Here is a 20,180-nt window from a genome sequence, read left to right as displayed (position 1 = left end):
TTAAAGGTTGGATTAGATTTAATAAAATAGCCGGATGCGGAAAGAAGTTAAACCAAGCAAATGAGGCGCTACAAATACATAGCAAAAACAATCTTGTTAAAAGTCAGAAAATGGAGATACGCTGACAACTATTTTTTTGAAATTTATCAATCTTCACTTCCCTTGCACCACAAGTACAATCTCACCTTTAATCGGATGCTCTTTGTAGTAGGCGACAAGCTCCTGAAGGGTTCCTCTCACATTTTCCTCATAGATTTTGGTGAGTTCCCTCGATACGCTTGCCATCCTGTCAGGTCCGAATGCCTCTGCAAACTGCTCCAAGGTCTTCATCAGCCTATGCGGTGATTCGTAGAAAATCATGGTACGGGATTCTTCCAATAATGATTCAATCCGTGTTTTTCTTCCTTTTTTGTGCGGGAGAAAGCCCTCAAAAGTAAACCTGTCGTTAGGAAGCCCTGAGTTGACCAAGGCAGGCACGAATGCGGTAGCTCCGGGAAGACAGTTGACTTCTAGTCCGATATCCTTAGCAGCCCTGACAAGCAGGAATCCGGGATCTGAGATTCCGGGTGTACCTGCATCACTGACCAAAGCCAATACTTCACCCCGTCTCATCCTGTCGACCAACTTTTCTACTGCCTTGTGTTCATTGAAAATATGATAGCTCTGTAGCGGACGGTTGATTTCAAGGTGTTTCAATAACTTGCCGGTAGTCCGGGTATCTTCAGCCAAAATCACATCCACTGATTTCAGGACTTCAATTGCCCGGAGTGTAATATCTTTGAGGTTGCCGATAGGCGTAGGAACCAAAAAAAGGCTAATCGTCTTATCTTCCGACATGTCAAATGTTATCTATGGCTTTGGCGAGTTTGTGGTCTTTTTCAGTGACAATATCCCCGGCATCGTGGGTGTTTAGATTAATGATAACAGTATTGTAGACATTACTCCAATTGGGATGGTGGTTTTGCGCTTCAGCTATAAAAGCCACTCTTGTCATAAAAGCAAATGCTTCCTGAAAATCCTTGAATTTAAAGGTTTTGGTCAGACAGTTGTTTTTTTCAGTCCACATAATCTATTTTTTTTAAAGTGAAATCACGCCTTCGATCTTCGAAGCTTTTTCATAAATATCCAAAATCGCATCGCTGTTGGGCATCATTGCTTTGATGGTAGCAGAGACATAGGTTCCTTTGGAGGAATGTTTTAAAGTCATTTTATTGTTGGGCAATAATGCTGCCACTTGATCCTCCTTGCCATTGGGGACAATAAATTTGAACATATACAAGGTAGGGAAGGGAGTCTGCGCTTCCAACTTTTCTTTGAAAGCCTGCCGGTCAAATGTGTCTTTCATCTTTTACGAATTTAAGGGATAAACACCATAGAATAAAAATAAAATCCTTGAGCACAAAAAAACCCGTGAGGAAATCCCACGGGTTTTTTTTAATCTCTGATTTATTGATCAGAAAAATTTATATCTGTAATCTTTCACATCTGCAAGGTCTTCCAATGCCATCATGATCATGTAAGCAGTTCTTTGAGAAGCATTCAAAGTCAATTGGCTCTGATAAGAATTGTAGCTTGCAATATCAGAAGCAGCGGTCTGATTATTTAATTTGATCACAATAATACCCACATCCTCATGGATTGGCTTGCTAATGTCACCCGGATTTTTCAATCCAAATGCAGCACCGATTGCCTTTGGCGCATAACCAACTCCGGGAAGAACCGATGCGTTCATCCTAAGGTCAGGTGATTTGTCTAGAGAAGCCTCGTTTGGAAATACTGACTGCATCTCTTCCAAGGTGGTTTTTCCTTCAAGCTTTCCTTTGATGATTTCTGCTTTCTTGTCATTTCTCACTTGTACCAAAACCTGCTGTCTCACTTGATCCAATGTAGCAGTTCCTTCTTCGTATTTCTTTTTGAGATTGGCTACGATGTAGGCATTGTCAAGTTCAAATACAGTAGAAACCGCTCCTTCTGAAGCATCATTGAATGCCCATCTCACGACTTCTCTCGCATTTTGAAGGTTATTCAATGTTCTTGCAAAAGCATCTACATTATTGGCTTGAATGATTCTGTATCCATCTTTTTCAGCATTTGCGGTAAATTCAGCTGTGTTTCCTGCAGTAGAAGCAAAAGAATCGGCTTTTCTGAATACATCGTTTCTCGTTACATCACTTGGACCTAATTCCAACTCTATAGTAGCTATTTTATAGGAAGTTGCTTTCGGCAATTCTGTGATTGAGATAATATGGTATCCAAATTCAGTTTCAACAAGGTTGTTGATCAAACCGGTAGATTTGGCTGCGAAGGAAACATCCGCAAAAGCATCAACAAAATCGGCTTTTGCAAACCAACCTAGATCGCCTCCTCTTTGGGCAGTACCGTCCTGACCATATTGGGCAGCGGCAGTTGCAAAATCAAGCCCTCCCTTTATTTCTGTCAGTACATTTTCTGCATTAAGTTTTACCTCTGCTTTGGCATCTTCTGACAAGTCTTGGGCGGAAAACAAAATATGGGAAGCTCTCATTCTTGGAGTTCCATCAAATTTTGAAGTCACTTTGTGTGTGACGTATGACGACCTGTTGGTCAAGAATGGCCCATAAGTTTCACCTACCTGAATATCATCAACATTAGAAGTCAATGTATTTGGCAATTCTTCTCCCGGAGCGACAACAGCAAATGGACTCTGTCCATCAGAATTACGTACAACGAAAGCTGAATCAGCATCAGAATTTCTGAGTTCTTCAGTCAACCTTTTCATTTCTGAGATCACAGCTGCTGAATCTTCAGCACTAGGCGTCAGGTCGAAGCTTACATATTCCAGATCAGCCGCATTCTTTACCTTGAATTTTTCAGGATACTTGGAAATGTAGGCTTTCAATTCAGTGTCAGAAACTTTTACTGCAGAATCTGAAACAGCATAAAAAGGAATGAACAAGTGGTCCACATCTGCAATGCTGTTTGCCATTCTGTGCTCCAATCTGCCTTCTTTAGAGTTAGCATATTCTGAGGTTGACAATAGGTTGTCATACTTCACCCTTAATCTGCCTTTGGCAAAAAGCTTTTCCTGTTGTTCCCAAAATGCCAATTGCTCAGGACCTGCAGTCTCTAGAGATTGCAAAAAGCTGATCAGCTGTGACCTGTCAAACTCCCCGGTCTGGGGATTAGTCAATTGTTGCCTCAACTCCGCAATGATGTTTTTGCCTTGAACCATATCCACCAATTCGGCATCGGAGATAGTCAGACCTAAAGCCTCATATTGCTCGGCAAAAACTTTGTCAACGATCAATGCCTGCCAAGCCTGCTCTCGCAAAGTTGTCATTTCATTTTCGGAAGGGGTCCGACCTGAATTTTGTTGGAAAGAAATTTTGATCTCTTCGATCTTTCGGATGTATTCCTCATAGGAAACGTCTTCACCTGCAATTTCTCCCACATTGTTTGCGCTACTACCCAAAAGGGTAGAATTAGGGCCCAATAGATCCCCTCCAACGAGGAAAAATATCAATCCAACTGCTATAACACCGATTGCAAGACCTGTTCTTTGTCTGATTTTTTTAATTAAAGCCATTCTCCTGTTTTTTGAAGTGCCGCAAAATAATTCAATCTACCTGTAAATTCAAAATATTATCACTGTCAATAAATTACTTATTGGATTCAGCCCCCAAATGTATCTTAATTTTAACTGTTTCTATCCTATGGTCTAGTTTTGAAACTATGATAAAAGTATATGATTCAAAGGTAATGGACTCACCTTTTTGGGGAATATCCTCATTAAGAGAGAGAATAAAACCTGCTAAAGTTTCAAAATCACCATAAGGTAAATTCCATCCATATTTTTCATTTAAATAATCTATTTCATGTCTCGCGCTCAATAAATACTCATGATCGGAGAGTTTTTGCTCGATCAGGTCGTCCTGATCATATTCATCCTGGATCTCACCAAAGATTTCTTCTATAATATCTTCCATACTGACAATTCCACTCGTACCACCAAATTCATCCACCACCAAAGCAAGGCTTTTTCTTTCTTTGATAAACTGGATCAAAAGTTCGTTGGCCAATGCTGATTCAGGCGTGATGATAATTGGAGTAAGGATATCGGATATTTTCTTAGGCTTTTTGAACATCTCCAATTGATGGCAATAACCAATCACGTCATCTATAGACTCATTGAATACGATGATCTTGGAATGACCGCTCTCAGCAAAAACCTGCTTAAGGTCTTCCATTGTATCCTCTTTGTCCACAGCTACAATATCCGTCCTCGGAACCATGCATTCCCGGACACGGATGGTTTTGAATTCCACTGCATTGTCAAAAATCTTAGCGTCCAAGTCCACTTTCACATCGTGCCCACTATGGTGGAGGCTGTTTTTGATAAAACTGTTCAAGTCGGTTACTTTAAAAACAGGCTTATCTTCATTGTATTCCAATCGGAGTACATTAGTGATAAACAACCTTGACATCCCCACGATCAACCAAACCAATGGGTACATCAAAAAGTAAATAAGCTGAAATGGAAGGGAAAAAAAGGAAAGCAAACTGTTTGGATTGAGCATAAAAATACTTTTGGGAAGAAACTCCCCGGTAATCAACACAATAATGGTAGACAGAATAGTCTGGATGATGACCACATTTGCCTGGTTATTGAAGTTTTGCGGCAGCCATGAGACAATTATCGGATCAAGCAGGTAGGCCATAAAAATACCGTAAAGAACCAATGCAATGGTATTGCCTATCAATGTGGTGCCGATAAACTGCCCCGGTTTTTTGACAAACCCGGAAAGGATCTTTCCTGAGACAGATCCTTGTTTGTTTTGAAGCTCTATCTGCAGCCTATTTGCTGAAACAAACGCCATTTCCATTCCTGAAAAAAATGCAGAAAAAAGCAGGGTGATGCCAACATATATTAAGTAATGGGATTCTATCATTTTGATTTCCGGCTTTTTACTTTTTTGACTGGATTTATCTTGGCTTCTTCGGATTTATGGGCAACTTCATTTTTCCGATATCGGTACCAAAAAAGTAAAGCAACAGCAAACATGAAAACAGGGTAAGAACTGATCAAACCGGAGGAAATCGTCAGGTGAGTCCCAATGATGACCAAAGCTGCCGAAAGAGACAAGAGTAGGAAGTCAGGTAATTTCATTTTTTTATTGTCCTTCTCCGGGGAGAATCGTCCTGCTGTTGGTTACTTTAAACAATTTGTATTCACTAAACTTCTGATCCGCCTCCATGCCTGTTCCATTGAAAATCGTTTCTTTTTCCTGGATAGTCACAAACTTATCGGTGTATATTTTCTCTGAATTAGGATCCCAAAACAACTCCTCCGAAGAGAGCTTCTGGTCTTTTTCAAGATTGTGTACCTGTACGTCACCTTCCCCACGGTATAGGTTTTTTGTCTTATCAAAGAAACCTTTATTAGCCCGCATTGTGGAGGTTGTATTGCCTTCTACATCAAAAAAGAAAATTTCTATCCCTTCGGGAAATTCCAAATCCCCGGTCCCAAACTCCATTTGCTTTTTGGCTTTGACCTGCGTCCTGATAATGGTGGAATCACTATGGTAAAGTTCTACGTCAAGCGCCAATCCAACTGGCCCCTTATATGTCTCCAAAATACTGCTGTCAACTTCCTCTCCACAGGAAAACAAACAAATCAATAGGCCGATAACAGGAATCTTAATTCTGTCAATCATATTCATACCTGCAAAGATAGAAAAGATTGGTGAATGAACGAGTCCACAAAAAAAGGCAGTCATGTTTGACTGCCTTTTATATTTCATTTAATCAGGGGATTAATCTCTAGACGCAAGCGTAACAGTCTCTCCAACCCAACATCCTACAGTGATGGTTTCTCCAACCTTCCTGCTTTCGGTAAACAGTTCCTCTTTAGATGGGAACCTTGCCCTTGCCTCAGCCATTCCTTGGCTGTCACCGGCTCTTGAGTAAGCATTATAAGCAGCTATGTATATGGCTTGGTCATCGACTCTACTTACACCTCTTCTACAATCTGCAGAAGAACTCATATACATCTGGGCAATTAGAAGCCATGCATCTTTTGCTTTCTCAGCATCCAATTTGGCAGCCTCTAATGCTGCGGATCTTGCTGCATTTTTTCTTCCTGCCTGAGCGTGTACCTTGGCTAAGTCGTAATGGATTTCAGCCTTTTGGACATCGTTTTCTGCCAAAGTCAAAGCCTTTTCCAAAACAGGCTGTGCTTTGTCATATTCTCTATTCTGCATATACCTCATAGCTCGTACTTGTGAGGTAGCATAAGTAGGGTTTTGGTTATCAATGATTTCCAATGCAGAAAGGAATGAAGCGGAACTAAAACACTTGTATTTTACCGAATAATTGAATATCTGTTGGGCCAATACCATGTTTGCAGGATCTGCTTTTAGCTTTGGACCCAATGTGTTTTCTATAAAATCACAATTGATCAATTCCATGGCTACCAGTAAAGATTCAACGTTGGATTTAGGTGTAGTTACATCCTTTCCCTCAGCTTCTGCTGCATCTAGAAGTTTGGTTAACTTATCATGAATTTCTAATACTTGAACTGGCGTGTAAGCTTTATTCAACAAATAATGCCTTCTCACCAAATCAAAATAAGCAGCAGTATAGGCAGGATTGATCGTGCCATTTACCTCATAGGCCCTGTCATAGTAACTAATAGCTTCAGCCAATTTGGTTTTATCGTCTCTGTAAAATTGATATCCATAATAAGCCTTGTTTTCAATCCATTTTGTTTCATTATCAAAATTTGCCTTTCTCAGGTCATACACTTTCATAACCGAATCCTGATACATCCTTTTCTTGGCTGGGTCGGTCGTGGCAACGGCAGCGCCATTAAAAATGGTTACCCCGTTGATATAGATGGATTCATTCAATTTTGGAACATTGACAAGCAACCAATTTAGAGGTTTGGTAGCTTCAACAAATTGCTCTGACTTCATATAGTCCACATAAGCCGCGTTGTATTCACGGGCTTTTGCTTCCTGTTCAGTATCCGCAGGCCAATTAAATTCCTGGGCTTGAGCCATGCTTGCAAGGCTAAGGGTAAATAACCCGATGAGTGCGTTTTTAAGTTTCATATCTTTTAGGTGTTATTCGAATACGCGTTTGTAAAACCAGGTGTTATCGTTTAATGAGAATCCTAAGGTAACTCCGAAGTAATCTTCTTTGATCAAGCCATTGTTGAGGGTACCTCTCGAACCAAACTTAATCGCAAAGTTCATCAGTGATAAACTGTTGATAGGAACCGAAGCTCCAAAATTGATGCCAATGTCATTGATCTGCGTCTGGTTCAAAATGAAGGGTGTTTGTTGATATTCTATACCAAACCTGATTGTCGACCTTTTGAATATATTGCTTACCGTCGAGAAGTTTGGAATAAGCTGACCTCCAAGGGCAACCCTGTAAGTATCACCTAGTTCGCCTTGGACTCCTGAGAAAGAACGGTATTGGCTAAAATTCTGCATTTGGGCTTCTAGACCAATCACAAATTTATTTATTTTTTCGTAAGATATTCCATAACCAAGGTTACTTGGGATAAATACTGTTCCTTTTTCATTATTCCTCAAGACATCACCATCAGAATCGGGCCTGCTAGCTTGCCCAAAATCGGCTATCTTCGCAAATTCTTTTCCATTAATATTTCCAAATGCATGATAGGTGGCACCAATGTGAATGTTGCTTTTAGCACCTGTTTTGAAATAATAATGTGCACCTGCTTTAAAAGTGGCGTCGCTGACGGTCAATCTTTCATAATATTCTGTCTGAAAACCAAATTCTGCATCATCCGGATTCAATAAGACCAATTGATTGGTACGTATAGTAGATCCGAACAGATAAGAACCATGGATTCCCAAACTCAGGTTTTTTGCGACAACTATACCGTAGGACAAATAGGCTTCTGAAATTCCCCCTTCGCCCTCAACTCTATTGATAGAATTGAAATCTGAATTATTGACTTCTCCCTTGACAAGAATACTGTAATTCACACTAGAAATCTGCCCCACGCCCATTCCAAGTGTCCTTTTACCGGATTTGACCGGAAAAGACAAACCTACATAGGAGAGTCCACCCCCATCGATGGTGGCATTATCTGTTCCGCTGGTGACATTGATTCTCTTATAGTTAAGTGCTGCCTGAAAATTAAAAATAGTGTTTCTGGTAGACAGGGCAGGGTTCATATAATTTACCCCCCATCCTGTTCCAAAACTGATTCCTAATCCAGCCATGCCTTGATTTTGAGTAACTCCGGAATAGTTGAATTCGCCAAGACCAAGTGCACTGTAAGTAGATGCACTTGACTGTGGAAAGGCTTGTGTGAAAATGAAAAAGGTGCCTAAAACACCCAGAAATCTAATACTATTGGTAATTGACATTGTAGCTTAATATTCTATTCAATCCTCGAAGGACTAAATTTGGGATTACAAATATGTGGTCTTTTGTTAAGCTTTCAAAGATTTTTGAGTCACCTCCACAAATAATGACCTTCAAATCCGGATGTTGGGTCTGATATGACACAATGAATCCCCGCATTTCAAATTTGATACCATAATAAACCCCTGACCTCAAACCCGAAACAGTGCTGTCTCCCATAAATTTTGGCTCCTGTCCCTTCTCCAATTCGGCCAAGGGTAACCTTGCCGTCAGCTGATTCATGGCATTGAATCTCATCTTTAATCCAGGGGAAATAGCCCCTCCAAAATACCTGTCAGATTCATCCATAAAATCATAGGTTATACAACTCCCCAAATCGATGGCAAGTACAGGACAATTTTGAAAAACTGTCCTAGCGCCAATCACAGCGGCCTTTCGGTCCACCCCCAATGTGTCTGGAGTGGCATATAGGTTTTGGAATGGCAAAGGCGTTTTTGAATTGAGAAACAAAAACGGAAAGTCCAATAAACCGTTAAGCTGGTCTTCAGTGTAAGTTACTGAACTGATGATGGCATTCCTGAATTCCTGCTTTTGAGCGTAAGTCCAAAACCGGGAGAAGTCCTCAAAACTCCTTTCTTCCAAAAGATTATCCTGTTCAAAAACAGCTGTTTTGATTCTTGTATTTCCTATATCTACAATCAGCTGTTTCGACATCAAGTTTTCTTGCGGTTTCAGGTCTTAGCGAAAGTAGTCAAATTCCGACACCCGACTTTTTGATTAAAATAAATTTAACTTTATGCAGAATTATTTAACAAAATTTAACCCATGAAAACCCAATCTTCATACAAAGTCATTGGCCTGATGTCTGGTACTTCAGGTGATGGACTGGATATCGCCTATTGTGAATTTGAGAAAAATGACCTTTGGACTTATCATATCAAGGCAAGTGAGACCGTTCCTTTTCCCAAAAAACTCGGAAAAAAACTAATGAAATCCCATCTGTTGAATGGGTACAAGCTATCACTTTTAGACGTACACTTTGGACAGTGGATGGGAGAACAGGTTAGTATTTTTATCAAAAAGCACCAACTCGAAGTAGAGGTACTTGCCTCGCATGGACATACGGTATTTCATCAGCCTTCCAAAAAACTCAGTATTCAGATTGGTAACGGTTGGGCATTGCATGCAGCTTGTGGGATTCCAGTGATCAATGATTTCAGAATGCTTGATGTGCAGCTAGGCGGTCAGGGTGCACCATTAGTTCCCATAGGCGATAAAATGCTTTTCCCGGATTTTGATTATTGTATCAATCTGGGAGGTATAGCAAATATCAGCATGGAATCAGAAGGTAAGAGGATAGCATTTGATATTTGTCCATTTAATCTTTTGCTCAACCATTTTGCAGAATCCTGTGGAAAGCCATATGATAAAGATGGAAAATTGGCACGAAAAGGAACACTGCTGAAAAAAGAACTGAGGCAACTTAATCAACTCCCCTATTATCAAATCAACGGAGCAAAATCCTTGGGAAGGGAAGACCTTGAGGATTACCTTAAAATCCTCGATGGGAGCGAGGAACACAAACCTGAAAACGTCCTTCACACTCTTGTAATTCATTATGCTGAGCAGATCAATAAGATTCTGATCCCTGTTCTTGGGAAAAAAACCAAAGTTCTAGTGACCGGTGGCGGTGCTTACAATATGTTTTTTATGGAAAAACTAGCAGCGTTACTTAGTCCCGATATCGAAGTGGTCCAGGCAGATCCTTTACTCATCAATTTCAAAGAAGCACTCGTGTTTTCTTTTTTGGGAGTTCTAAAATTAAGAGACGAAATGAACTCGTTGGCATCGGTAACAGGGGCTTCGAGAGACAATTGCGGAGGTTTAGTTTACGGATAATAAGTCTTGGAGCTTTTTGGCCGGAGATTATTTCTATTTTTGCCTCCAAATAAACCCAAATATTTACCATGAAAGAACTACTCAAAAAGTTTGAGAACCAGCAACCCGAAATTATTTTTGAATGGAGTGACAGCGAATCTGAAGCAGAAGGATGGGTTGTGATCAATTCCTTACGCGGAGGTGCTGCCGGGGGGGGCACCCGGATGCGCAAAGGACTTGACAGAAGGGAAGTGGAATCCCTTGCCAAAACAATGGAAGTCAAATTTACTGTTTCAGGTCCTGCCATCGGTGGAGCAAAATCAGGAATCAACTTCGACCCAAACGACCCAAGAAAAGAAGAGGTCCTAAGACGCTGGTACAAGGCGGTCATGCCCTTATTGAAAAGTTACTATGGAACAGGTGGTGACCTTAATGTCGATGAAATCCACGAAGTCATCCCAATCACAGAGAATTATGGACTTTGGCATCCTCAAGAGGGAATTGTAAACGGCCATTTCCATGCCACAGAACCTGAAAAGATCAGAAAAATCGGAAGGTTGAGACAGGGAGTATCCAAAGTCTTGGAAGATCCGCACTATACGCCTAATGGATCTAAGAAATACAAGGTGGCCGACATGATTACGGGCTTTGGAGTGGCTGAAGCTGTCCGACATTATTATTCGATCTGGGGAGGTGACATCAAAGGCAAAAGGGCCATTATCCAAGGTTGGGGAAATGTAGGTGCTGCTGCAGCTTGTTTTTTGGCAGTGGATGGGGTCAAAATAGTCGGAATTATTGACCGAGATGGTGGTCTGATCAATCCTTCGGGATTTTCATTGGATGAGATAAGGGAATTATTCATCAAAAGAGAGGGCAATAAACTCGTTGCGGACAATTTGATACCTTTTGCAGAGTTGAATGAGAAAATATGGGATATTGGATGTGAGGTATTTATACCCGCTGCAGCATCGAGGTTAGTGACTAAGGATCAGGCAGAGCGGATGGTCAAAACCGGATTAGAAGTAATCAGCTGCGGAGCGAATGTTCCTTTTGCAGATACTGAGATATTTTTTGGTCCGATAGGAGTTTGGCTTGATGAAAAAGTATCTCTTCTCCCGGATTTTATCGCAAACTGCGGGATGGCAAGGGTTTTTGCCTACCTGATGTCCGATAGGGCAATAGTCACTGACGAAGCCATTTTCAACGATGTCAGCCATACAATTGAAGCTGCCCTGCGATTGACCTTTGATAAAAGCATGGCAAAAAACAAAATAGCTGAAACCTCTTTAGAAATTGCATTAAAGCAGTTGGTATAACCATTTTACCAATCATCAGCCGAGAGGGGTTAGTTTTAAATTAAATCCTCTCGGAGCTTATTTAGTATGCAAACCTTTTCATTCAAAATAAGTAGTTTAGCGAAAATAAAATTCAAATTTGTATATTGAATAACGTAATTTTCAGGGTTCTCAGAAACCAAAACTGTTGAAAAAGACTGCTTAATTTTAAAATTAATGAAGAACCTATTTGCCGTTTTTATGCTTGTTTTTGGGATGGTTTTTTTAACCCAGATCCCCGAGGCAAAAGCCCAGACAGAGACCCAAACTGAAATGACTGATGGGGACGTCTCCCACCACCAACATGTTGGAGGATCTGAACAGCAAGAGGGCCACGAGGTCCATAGCTCCGCACCTGTGTGGCTAGTGATCCCATTTGTGGCGTTACTTTTAATGATAGCGACCGGACCTTTATTTTATGAACATTTTTGGCACCATAACTACCCAAAAATAGCCGTGGGATTGGCGATGTTGGTGGTTTTTTACTACTTGTTTGTCCTACATAATGTTCACGGACCAGTTCATGCATTGGCAGAATACGTACAGTTTATAGCCCTTTTATCTTCTCTTTATATCGCTTCAGGGGGTATTTTGATTGAGGTTGACAAAAAAGCCACCCCTTTGGCAAACGTGACACTCTTGTTGGTTGGAGCTTTAATCTCTAACCTGATTGGTACCACCGGAGCTTCTATGCTACTCATTAGGCCTTTTATAAGATTGAACAAGGGCAATATCCAACCTTATCATATTATCTTTTTCATATTCATGGTTAGCAACGTCGGTGGTTCCCTGACACCGATCGGAGACCCTCCACTTTTCTTAGGATTCCTAAAGGGTGTTCCGTTCTTTTGGACCATTGAATACAACTGGCCGGCTTGGCTTCTTGCTCTGATTTTATTGGCCGGGGTATTTTATTTTCTTGATAGGAAGCTGGGCAAATCAATCGAAGATGCGGAGGTTGATGGAGAAATTACCTACACCAATAAATTTGCGCTGATAGGCTCTAGAAATTTTTTATGGCTATTGGTAATCATTGGGTCAGTCTTCTTAGATCCAAACGTAATTGATTGGGTTCCTGCTATCCATTATGATGGGCAAAAGTTTTCCTTCCTCAGGGAAGTCATCATGCTATCGGTAGCCTATATGAGTTTCAGATTTGCAGATCAAAAAGCCATTAAAGGAAATGAATTTAATTTTGAGCCAATTCTTGAGGTAGCGTTTATCTTTATTGGGATATTCGGAACCATGATGCCCGCTTTGGAATTAGTAGGCAATTTTGCCAAATCCCCTGAAGGTGCAGCACTCATCACCCACAATACGCTATATTGGGGTACGGGAATTTTGTCCGGAGTGTTGGATAATGCGCCTACTTATCTGAACTTCCTTGCTGCAGCTATGGCTTCCCAAGGAGCCGAGATCGGGATCATTGAGGATGTCAGGAACTTTGCACTCAATAATTATGATGATTCAGCCTTTGAGTTGATGGCCATTTCCCTTGCTTCGGTATTCTTTGGAGCGATGACTTACATTGGCAATGGACCCAATTTTATGGTCAAATCCATCGCAGAACAAAACGGCATCAAAATGCCATCTTTCTTTGGATACATCATTCGGTTTTCGCTTCCAGTATTGCTTCCAATTCTATTTATCATTTGGCTGGTATTTTTTGCCTTTGTATGATAAACTGAAAAAATGGCAATTAAGGCAAATTCTGGGCTGAATTCTACCAAACGATTGAAGCATTTACAATCATTTTATTTGGTTTGAGAAAGATTACCTTTTGGACTGTTTCTACGGCGTAATGGTCAGGTTTCCCGGTTAAACTTTGATTGAAAATAACTCCCCTTGTTTCGGATTCATAAAAAAGATTTGAGTTTTTCATTTTAAAGGTTACTTCCTTAATGATTTCCCCTTCATATTTGACCACAATCTTTTGAACCTCTCCTTTTTCACCTTCTTTCAAAGTGTGAATTAAGTAATCAGCACTTCTTTGGGTTTCATAAGATCCAGCCAAACTTGGTCTGCTGATATCTGCTTTGATAAAAAAATTAAGTTCCTTTAACCATTCTTCGGTATTCAAGGTGTCCCGGATTAACTCCTTGTTTCCGTTTACATTCAGTTCCTTGATGATTCCTTTTCCGTCCAATTCCAAAGTCTTCACTTCAACATAGTCTTTGATAGGAAAATAAACTGATTCAGGCTGTTCGACGCTTTTATTTTCCCCAGAACATCCTAACACAATAAATAAAATCAATACCCCAATAAAACTGTGTTTCATAATTTTTTGATTTTTCAGTATGGTATAAAAAGAATTCATCCAAAATCCATGAATGAATTCTTTGATAGGAAATGCATTAGTTAATTAATCAGAATGTTTCCTGTCATTTCTGAAGGTATAGGCACCCCAATCAAGGTTAGGATGGTAGGTGCAAGATCGCCCAATTTTCCATCATGAATCGGTATTTGTTCTGTTCCATCTACCAATATACATGGAACCAAATTTGTCGTATGGGCAGTATTGGGGGTTCCATCTTCATTGATCATCATGTCACTGTTTCCATGATCGGCGATGACAATGAAAGTATACCCATTCTCAAGCCCTACAGTAATCACTTGTCTAGCGCACTCATCTACCGTCTCACAGGCTTTTACGGCAGCATCAAAAACTCCAGTGTGGCCCACCATATCCGGATTGGCAAAATTGAGGCACACAAAGTCAACCTCTTTTCTTTTGAGCTCAGTTTTGATTTTACTTGCGATTTCGAATGCACTCATCTCAGGCTTGAGATCATAAGTGGCCACTTTTGGGGAAGGACAAAGTATCCTGCTTTCGCCTTCAAACTCAGTCTCCCTTCCTCCTGAAAAGAAAAAAGTCACATGGGGATATTTTTCAGTTTCTGCGATGCGGATCTGTCTTTTTCCATGCTTAGATAAAACTTCTCCCAAAGTATTATTTAAGTTGTCTTTGTCGTATAAGACTTTGACATTTTTATAAGTGTCATCATAATTGGTAAAAGTGATATAATTCAATTTGAGTTTTTTCATGTTGAAATCCTCAAAATCCTTTTGGGTCAACACTTCAGTGATCTCTCTACCGCGGTCGGTTCGGAAATTAAAGCAAATCACCACATCCCCTTCTTTGATCGTTGCAAGTGGTTTTCCTGCTTCATTGACTTGGATAATGGGTCTGATAAATTCATCCGTCACACCATTGGAGTAAGATTTTGTGATGGAGGAGATGATATCTTTGGATTTTTCTCCCTCGCCATTTACCATGGCGTCGTAAGCAAGCTTAACTCTTTCCCACCTTTTGTCCCTGTCCATAGCATAATACCTGCCAATGACAGAAGCTATCCTGCCTACAGAATGCTGAAGGTGTTCTTTCAGTTCATTGAGATAATGGATACCACCCTTGGGGTCAGTATCCCGCCCATCTGTGAAAGCATGGATATAAGCCTCGCTTAGTCCATTGGCTTTGGCAGCATCACATAGGGCTTTGAGATGATTAATATGTGCATGTACTCCACCATCAGAAACAAGGCCGATAAAATGTACATTCTTTTTTGATTTTTTGGCATATCCAAAAGCATCCACCAAGACAGGGTGGGTGTTAAGTTCACCTTCCTTGGCAGCTAGATTGATCCTGACCAAATCCTGGTATACTACACGACCTGCACCGATATTCATATGTCCTACCTCAGAATTGCCCATTTGGCCTTCCGGCAATCCGACCGCCAAACCTGAAGCCTGAAGTTTGGAATGAGGGTATTTGGTATAGAGCCCATCGATAAAAGGTGTTTTTGCTTTGTCTATTGCAGAAACTTCAGGATTGGTCGCAATGCCCCATCCATCCAAAATCATTAATACTACTTTCTTACTATTCATGGAAAGAGAATTTGGAATATTGAAAATTGAATTTAATCGGCTTGTAAAGTTGCCTATTCTTTGCCAAGCGGACAAAATTCCATCCTTTATTTTTTTTAAGTCCCAATTTGTAAAGACTTTTATTTCATAAAGCAAAACTGGTATTGCGGACATGAGATACTTTTTTTGGCAAGGCTAAAAAATCCGATTGATTTGGCTTAATTTTTGAACTATTTTTTCCAATGAAAAAAATGCCCCTAATAATATTCTTTTTACTTGCCACATTTTGGTTTTCCGAAGCAACGGTATTCGAAAATAAGTTAACAATAAATGATGTATTCATTTATTTCAAAACAGGTTCGAGTAAGGAAATCGCCAAGTATTTTGATCAAACGGTTCTGTTAAACATTAATGGAAAAAATGGCGACTATTCAAAAAATCAAGCTGAGTTTATATTGAGGGATTTTTTTCTAAAATATCCGCCACTTGATTTTAACGTTTTGCATCAGGCAGGGTCACCGGGACCAACAGTTTTTTATGTAGGTTCTTATCAGACCGAAAGTGAACAATTTAGGGTATTGATTAAGGGTAATTCCAAATCTGAGATTTTAAGAATTTTCAGCATTGACATTATTAAAACCAAAATGTAAAAGCACACCGCTTTATTTTTTTTAATTTTGGGTGTGGAAAACCTACCTTATTTAACAGCAGAAAAAATTCATGAATTTATCCGGTTGGCACTTATAGAAGATGTCGGTTCGGGAGATCACTCTACTTTGGGATCCATTCCCAAGGACCAATTTGGGCAAGCACAACTTATCATCAAAGAATCCGGAATCATCGCAGGACTAGCACTTGCAGAAATGATCTTCCATCAATTCGACCCTAGTCTTGAAGTACAATTACTTTTGGAAGATGGAGATTCCGTTAATCCTGGAGATATTGGCTTAAGAGTAAGGGGATCAGCAGCTTCGATTTTGACTACCGAAAGATTGGTATTGAACTGCCTGCAGCGCATGAGTGGAATCGCCACCAAAACCCATCAGCTTTCCCAAATGATCGCTCATACCAATACCCGCCTGATGGATACCCGCAAAACCACCCCAAATTTCCGGATGATCGAAAAATGGGCTGTTGTTCTTGGAGGAGGAGTAAACCATCGGTTTGCCTTGTATGACATGGTGATGCTTAAAGATAACCATATTGATTTTGCAGGGGGGATTACCAAGGCTATCAAAAACGCCAAAAGCTATTTGGATAAAGAGGGTCTTAACCTCAAAATCGAAGTGGAAACACGAAATCTGGAGGAAGTCAAAGAAGTGCTTGACGTTGGGGGAATTGATTACATCATGCTTGACAATATGGGCTATGAAACCATGAGGATGGCAGTCAGGTTGGTCAATGGTAAATATCCCCTTGAGGCATCGGGAGGAATCACCGAAGAAACACTCAAAGATGTGGCCGAATGTGGTGTTGATTATATTTCTGTTGGTGCACTGACACACCATGTAAGAAGTATGGATATCAGCCTTAAGGCTTATTAAAAATTGATATTAATTGATATAAGATATTCATGGATATTGAACCCGGAATAAAACTTAAATAGGTTTAACAAATACTGAGCGATCAGCAGGGGGTTGAGAGAAATGCGGCCTTGCCGCATTTCTCTCAACCCTTTCCAATATCAATAAATTCCGGTGGTCGAGCCTGCCGAGACCATTCTATAAGTAAACCCATACTGTGGAGAAAGCGAGTTTATACAAAAAAAAATGCCCAAGAAAATGAATTCTTGGGCATTTTTAATTCTTCTTAAGTAATCAACTTAGTCTTTTGAAGCAAAATCAGGGTAGGCCTGCATGCTATGCTCGTTGATATCCAGACCTTCGAGTTCTTCTCGTTCATCGACCCTGATGCCAACCGTTTTCTTAAGCGTAAAGAAGATCAGCCAGCTTGCTCCAAAACAAAACGCTCCGACAATGCCGATTCCGATTAATTGTGACATTGCCTGCTGAAAACTTGCCAGGTTTCCCAACAAGCCTACAGCCAAAGTTCCCCAGATTCCCCCGATCAAATGAACAGAGATAGCTCCTACGGGATCGTCAATTTTGATCCTGTCAAAAAACACCACTGCAAATACCACCAAATTCCCGCCAATGAATCCAATGATCGCTGCTTCACCTACGCCCATTTGGTCGGCTCCCGCTGTAATTCCTACCAATCCGGCAAGTATCCCGTTGAGCACCATGGTGATGTCATAAGTTTTGAATTTTAAATAGGATGCGATCAAAGCTCCAAAAGCTCCTGCTGCTCCTGCAATAGCAGTAGTCACAAATACCAAGGAAACAGTTCCGGGATCTGCTGTCAATACGGAACCTCCGTTAAAACCAAACCATCCAAACCAAAGCAAAAATACGCCGATTGTCGCCATCGGGATGTTATGACCCGGAATGGCTTTCATGCCTGTGGGCGTATATTTTCCCAATCTTGGCCCAAGCAAAAATGCTCCGGCTAAAGCTGCCCATCCACCCACTGAATGTACAATCGTAGATCCTGCAAAATCATAAAACGGCGTAGCCATGGTATTCAAAAATCCACCTCCCCATTTCCACATTCCTACGATCGGATAACATAATCCCACATAAAGTATGGAGAAGAAAATAAAGGGGCCTAATTTCATCCGCTCAGCAACAGCACCTGATACGATCGTAGCTGCTGTGGCTGCAAACATTGCCTGAAAAATAAAATCAGTATAAAAAGTGTACCCTGCATTGTAGTTGCTTGTGTCCCATCCTTCAGGAAGAGAAAGCCCAAAACCGGCAAATCCCATAAATCCCCCTGCAAAATCACCTCCAGGATACATAAGGTTAAATCCTACAAAGGCATAAGAAAGTAGGCCAATTGCCGGAATGAGCGTATTTTTAAATAGGATGTTAACTGTGTTTTTTGCTCTTGTCAGGCCGGCTTCTAGACTTGCAAAACCTAGGTGCATGATAAATACCAAAATGGTAGCTACCATCATCCAAAGGTTATTGATGGTGAATAATTCTTGAGTCATAGGTTTGATAGGTTAATATGTATGTATCTTCTTATTCTTGAATCTTTTTTTCATTAAAGGGCATCTTCCCCCGTATCACTGTTTCTAATCCTGAAGGCTTCGATGGCATCGTAAATGAAAATCTTGCCATCACCTACTTCACCTGTCTTACCCATTTTCAGGATACAGTCCACCACAGCATCTACCAATTCATCTTGGGTGACGATTTCCAGTTTGGTCCTGTGTATGTAAGTAGGTTCATAAGCGACTCCCCGGTAGGTCTGCAGTTTTGCATGCTCCATCCCCATTCCCTTTACTTCATAAAATGTCAGGAACTTAACACCAAGCCCGGCGACGCATTGATGTATCTCATCGAATTTGGATGTTCTAATGATTGCTTCGATTTTTTTCATTTTCTTCAATTTTAACGGTGATTCATTGGAAAAACATTGCTAATGTAATTGAAAAATCGAGCAGAAACATAATTTGGTTATTTTTTCAATTGATATTTTTGTAAAAAACATATAATCTATCTTTTAGACATATTTTTTTAACTACTGTTTCTATTTTTTTATCATATAAATAATTTTTTAATTCTTTTTAAGACCATGAGATCCTTATTGACCATGAAATGGATGAATTAATGGTCCTTCGTAAATAATCTAAACCAAATCTTTGTCTGAAAGCTGAAAAACCTAACTTTGAGGCCTGAAAAAACATGAGCAATATTTTATGATCAAAAAACCGACACTTTTAGTCCTTGCCGCCGGAATGGGCAGCAGATACGGAGGAAACAAACAGATCGATGGATTTGGACCCAATGGAGAGACCATTTTGGAATATTCTATCTACGATGCTATCCGTGCAGGATTTGGCAAGGTAGTCCTGATCGTCAGAGAGGAAATCCTTCAAACTGCCAAAGACCTACTTTTACCAAAACTGGAGGGTAAAATTGAAGTTGACTTTGTACTTCAGTCGATCAAACATTTTGTTCCCGCTGAATTCCAAAATCCAGAAAGGGTAAAACCTTACGGAACGGCCCATGCGGTGCTTTGTGCCAAAGACGCTATCTCAGAACCTTTCGCCGTAATCAATGCGGATGACTTTTATGGCAAAGAAGCTTTTGAAGTTTTGGGTAAATTTCTCATGGAAAATGTGAGACCTGACCTGCATGCCATGGTGGGATATGCGATTCAGAATGTACTTTCCGAGCATGGCACTGTCAGCCGCGGCGTATGTTCCATGAATGAAGCCAACCAACTTATCGGCATGGTCGAAAGAACTTCCATCGCACGGGAAGGAGATAAAATCTTAGCGAAAGGAGATGGAGAAGTCCTTGAAATCGAAGAGGGAACGCCCGTATCCATGAATTTTTGGGGTTTTCACCAAAATGTGTTTTCTGATATCGAAAAAATGTGGCATGATTTCTTGCCTGCCAACAAAGAAAATCTCAAGTCTGAATTTTATATTCCGACTGTGGCCAACAACCTCATTCAAGCTGGCGAAGCAGCCTTTGAAATCCTGGAAGGTGGCAAAACCTGGTTTGGAGTTACCTACACCGAAGACAAACCTGTCGTAATCGATTCTCTTAAAAAAATGCATAAGTCAGGAGAATATCCTGAGAAACTTTGGAAGTAAATGTTTCTCTAAATATAAAAAAGGCTCCCTAGAGTGATCTAGGCAGC

Annotated in this window: 20 protein-coding genes; 6 read left to right on the top strand and 14 right to left on the bottom strand. The window is 40.5% G+C overall.

Annotated features, from left to right (window positions below):
* Positions 1–153: 153 nt before the first annotated feature.
* From rsmI to M3O96_RS17460, 10 genes are all read right to left on the bottom strand, one after another.
* Complete coding sequence (gene rsmI, locus M3O96_RS17505) at positions 154–837, bottom strand: 16S rRNA (cytidine(1402)-2'-O)-methyltransferase (protein WP_249722674.1); 684 nt, start codon at positions 835–837, stop codon at positions 154–156.
* Between the two features lies 1 nt (position 838).
* A complete protein-coding gene (locus tag M3O96_RS17500) occupies positions 839–1,066 on the bottom strand; it encodes a 4a-hydroxytetrahydrobiopterin dehydratase (RefSeq protein ID WP_249722672.1) in 228 nt (75 codons plus the stop codon).
* Between the two features lie 12 nt (positions 1,067–1,078).
* The gene (locus tag M3O96_RS17495) at positions 1,079–1,345 is read right to left on the bottom strand and encodes a DUF493 family protein (protein WP_249722670.1); all 267 of its coding nucleotides are present in this window, start codon (positions 1,343–1,345) and stop codon (positions 1,079–1,081) included.
* Between the two features lie 108 nt (positions 1,346–1,453).
* The gene (locus M3O96_RS17490; RefSeq protein ID WP_249722669.1) at positions 1,454–3,565 is read right to left on the bottom strand and encodes a peptidylprolyl isomerase; all 2,112 of its coding nucleotides are present in this window, start codon (positions 3,563–3,565) and stop codon (positions 1,454–1,456) included.
* A gap of 73 nt (positions 3,566–3,638) precedes the next feature.
* Complete coding sequence (locus M3O96_RS17485; RefSeq protein WP_249722692.1) at positions 3,639–4,925, bottom strand: hemolysin family protein; 1,287 nt, start codon at positions 4,923–4,925, stop codon at positions 3,639–3,641.
* A complete protein-coding gene (locus M3O96_RS17480; protein WP_249722667.1) occupies positions 4,925–5,146 on the bottom strand; it encodes a hypothetical protein in 222 nt (73 codons plus the stop codon). Before M3O96_RS17480 ends, M3O96_RS17485 begins: the two co-directional genes overlap by 1 nt.
* Positions 5,147–5,150: 4 nt before the next feature.
* The gene (gene lptC / locus M3O96_RS17475) at positions 5,151–5,780 is read right to left on the bottom strand and encodes an LPS export ABC transporter periplasmic protein LptC (protein WP_349630856.1); all 630 of its coding nucleotides are present in this window, start codon (positions 5,778–5,780) and stop codon (positions 5,151–5,153) included.
* Positions 5,781–5,792: 12 nt separating this feature from the next.
* On the bottom strand, positions 5,793–7,091 hold the full coding sequence (locus M3O96_RS17470; protein WP_249722665.1) for a hypothetical protein: 1,299 nt from the start codon (positions 7,089–7,091) through the stop codon (positions 5,793–5,795).
* Between the two features lie 12 nt (positions 7,092–7,103).
* Positions 7,104–8,387 (bottom strand): BamG family beta-barrel-assembly machinery protein, encoded by a 1,284-nt coding sequence (gene bamG, locus M3O96_RS17465; RefSeq protein WP_249722663.1) that lies wholly within the window; start codon positions 8,385–8,387, stop codon positions 7,104–7,106.
* A complete protein-coding gene (locus M3O96_RS17460) occupies positions 8,371–9,099 on the bottom strand; it encodes a type III pantothenate kinase (protein ID WP_249722661.1) in 729 nt (242 codons plus the stop codon). The genes bamG and M3O96_RS17460 overlap by 17 nt, the downstream gene beginning before the upstream one ends.
* A 111-nt stretch (positions 9,100–9,210) precedes the next feature.
* On the opposite strand from M3O96_RS17460, the gene M3O96_RS17455 reads away from it, so the two are divergent.
* The 3 genes from M3O96_RS17455 to M3O96_RS17445 all read left to right on the top strand — a co-directional run bounded on the left by M3O96_RS17455 (position 9,211) and on the right by M3O96_RS17445 (position 13,277).
* Positions 9,211–10,284 (top strand): anhydro-N-acetylmuramic acid kinase, encoded by a 1,074-nt coding sequence (locus tag M3O96_RS17455; RefSeq protein WP_249722659.1) that lies wholly within the window; start codon positions 9,211–9,213, stop codon positions 10,282–10,284.
* A 68-nt stretch (positions 10,285–10,352) separates the two neighbouring features.
* Positions 10,353–11,579 carry a Glu/Leu/Phe/Val dehydrogenase dimerization domain-containing protein gene (locus M3O96_RS17450; RefSeq protein WP_249722657.1) on the top strand — a complete coding sequence of 409 codons (1,227 nt, stop codon included), beginning with the start codon at positions 10,353–10,355 and terminating at the stop codon, positions 11,577–11,579.
* Positions 11,580–11,774: 195 nt separating this feature from the next.
* Positions 11,775–13,277 carry a sodium:proton antiporter gene (locus tag M3O96_RS17445; protein WP_249722655.1) on the top strand — a complete coding sequence of 501 codons (1,503 nt, stop codon included), beginning with the start codon at positions 11,775–11,777 and terminating at the stop codon, positions 13,275–13,277.
* A 43-nt stretch (positions 13,278–13,320) separates the two neighbouring features.
* Here M3O96_RS17445 and M3O96_RS17440 read toward each other — a convergent pair whose 3' ends face one another.
* Both M3O96_RS17440 and gpmI read right to left on the bottom strand, forming a co-directional pair.
* A complete protein-coding gene (locus M3O96_RS17440; RefSeq protein WP_249722654.1) occupies positions 13,321–13,875 on the bottom strand; it encodes a hypothetical protein in 555 nt (184 codons plus the stop codon).
* Between the two features lie 80 nt (positions 13,876–13,955).
* Complete coding sequence (gene gpmI, locus M3O96_RS17435) at positions 13,956–15,482, bottom strand: 2,3-bisphosphoglycerate-independent phosphoglycerate mutase (RefSeq protein ID WP_249722652.1); 1,527 nt, start codon at positions 15,480–15,482, stop codon at positions 13,956–13,958.
* Between the two features lie 230 nt (positions 15,483–15,712).
* Here gpmI and M3O96_RS17430 point away from each other — a divergent pair, with 230 nt between their 5' ends.
* Together M3O96_RS17430 and nadC are read left to right on the top strand one after the other, a co-directional pair.
* On the top strand, positions 15,713–16,111 hold the full coding sequence (locus M3O96_RS17430) for a DUF4783 domain-containing protein (RefSeq protein WP_249722650.1): 399 nt from the start codon (positions 15,713–15,715) through the stop codon (positions 16,109–16,111).
* Positions 16,112–16,144: 33 nt separating this feature from the next.
* The gene (gene nadC, locus M3O96_RS17425) at positions 16,145–17,005 is read left to right on the top strand and encodes a carboxylating nicotinate-nucleotide diphosphorylase (RefSeq protein WP_249722648.1); all 861 of its coding nucleotides are present in this window, start codon (positions 16,145–16,147) and stop codon (positions 17,003–17,005) included.
* A gap of 278 nt (positions 17,006–17,283) precedes the next feature.
* Here nadC and M3O96_RS17420 read toward each other — a convergent pair whose 3' ends face one another.
* Together M3O96_RS17420 and M3O96_RS17415 are read right to left on the bottom strand one after the other, a co-directional pair.
* On the bottom strand, positions 17,284–18,516 hold the full coding sequence (locus M3O96_RS17420) for an ammonium transporter (protein WP_249722646.1): 1,233 nt from the start codon (positions 18,514–18,516) through the stop codon (positions 17,284–17,286).
* Positions 18,517–18,569: 53 nt separating this feature from the next.
* Entirely contained in the window at positions 18,570–18,908 is a 339-nt protein-coding gene (locus tag M3O96_RS17415; protein WP_249722644.1) for a P-II family nitrogen regulator, read from the bottom strand.
* A gap of 319 nt (positions 18,909–19,227) precedes the next feature.
* On the opposite strand from M3O96_RS17415, the gene M3O96_RS17410 reads away from it, so the two are divergent.
* Entirely contained in the window at positions 19,228–20,133 is a 906-nt protein-coding gene (locus tag M3O96_RS17410; RefSeq protein WP_249722643.1) for a nucleotidyltransferase family protein, read from the top strand.
* Positions 20,134–20,180 lie beyond the last annotated feature (47 nt).

Origin of the sequence: Aquiflexum sp. TKW24L, from assembly GCF_023502205.1 — a bacterium.
Taxonomy (GTDB): domain Bacteria; phylum Bacteroidota; class Bacteroidia; order Cytophagales; family Cyclobacteriaceae; genus Cognataquiflexum.
This window is presented reverse-complemented; position numbering and strand designations above follow the sequence as displayed.

Bases quoted from the DNA above. Each gene is read 5' to 3' on its own strand.
- M3O96_RS17490 (WP_249722669.1), bottom strand. From the start codon at position 3,565: ATGGCTTTAATTAAAAAAATCAGACAAAGAACAGGTCTTGCAATCGGT.
- M3O96_RS17480 (WP_249722667.1), bottom strand. From the start codon at position 5,146: ATGAAATTACCTGACTTCCTACTCTTGTCTCTTTCGGCAGCTTTGGTC.
- M3O96_RS17440 (WP_249722654.1), bottom strand. From the start codon at position 13,875: ATGAAACACAGTTTTATTGGGGTATTGATTTTATTTATTGTGTTAGGA.
- M3O96_RS17495 (WP_249722670.1), bottom strand. From the start codon at position 1,345: ATGAAAGACACATTTGACCGGCAGGCTTTCAAAGAAAAGTTGGAAGCG.
- gpmI (WP_249722652.1), bottom strand. From the start codon at position 15,482: ATGAATAGTAAGAAAGTAGTATTAATGATTTTGGATGGATGGGGCATT.
- M3O96_RS17415 (WP_249722644.1), bottom strand. From the start codon at position 18,908: ATGAAAAAAATCGAAGCAATCATTAGAACATCCAAATTCGATGAGATA.
- M3O96_RS17470 (WP_249722665.1), bottom strand. From the start codon at position 7,091: ATGAAACTTAAAAACGCACTCATCGGGTTATTTACCCTTAGCCTTGCA.
- M3O96_RS17500 (WP_249722672.1), bottom strand. From the start codon at position 1,066: ATGTGGACTGAAAAAAACAACTGTCTGACCAAAACCTTTAAATTCAAG.
- bamG (WP_249722663.1), bottom strand. From the start codon at position 8,387: ATGTCAATTACCAATAGTATTAGATTTCTGGGTGTTTTAGGCACCTTT.
- lptC (WP_349630856.1), bottom strand. From the start codon at position 5,780: ATGAAATATAAAAGGCAGTCAAACATGACTGCCTTTTTTTGTGGACTC.
- M3O96_RS17450 (WP_249722657.1), top strand. From the start codon at position 10,353: ATGAAAGAACTACTCAAAAAGTTTGAGAACCAGCAACCCGAAATTATT.
- rsmI (WP_249722674.1), bottom strand. From the start codon at position 837: ATGTCGGAAGATAAGACGATTAGCCTTTTTTTGGTTCCTACGCCTATC.
- M3O96_RS17460 (WP_249722661.1), bottom strand. From the start codon at position 9,099: ATGTCGAAACAGCTGATTGTAGATATAGGAAATACAAGAATCAAAACA.
- M3O96_RS17410 (WP_249722643.1), top strand. From the start codon at position 19,228: ATGATCAAAAAACCGACACTTTTAGTCCTTGCCGCCGGAATGGGCAGC.
- M3O96_RS17455 (WP_249722659.1), top strand. From the start codon at position 9,211: ATGAAAACCCAATCTTCATACAAAGTCATTGGCCTGATGTCTGGTACT.
- M3O96_RS17420 (WP_249722646.1), bottom strand. From the start codon at position 18,516: ATGACTCAAGAATTATTCACCATCAATAACCTTTGGATGATGGTAGCT.
- M3O96_RS17445 (WP_249722655.1), top strand. From the start codon at position 11,775: ATGAAGAACCTATTTGCCGTTTTTATGCTTGTTTTTGGGATGGTTTTT.
- M3O96_RS17430 (WP_249722650.1), top strand. From the start codon at position 15,713: ATGCCCCTAATAATATTCTTTTTACTTGCCACATTTTGGTTTTCCGAA.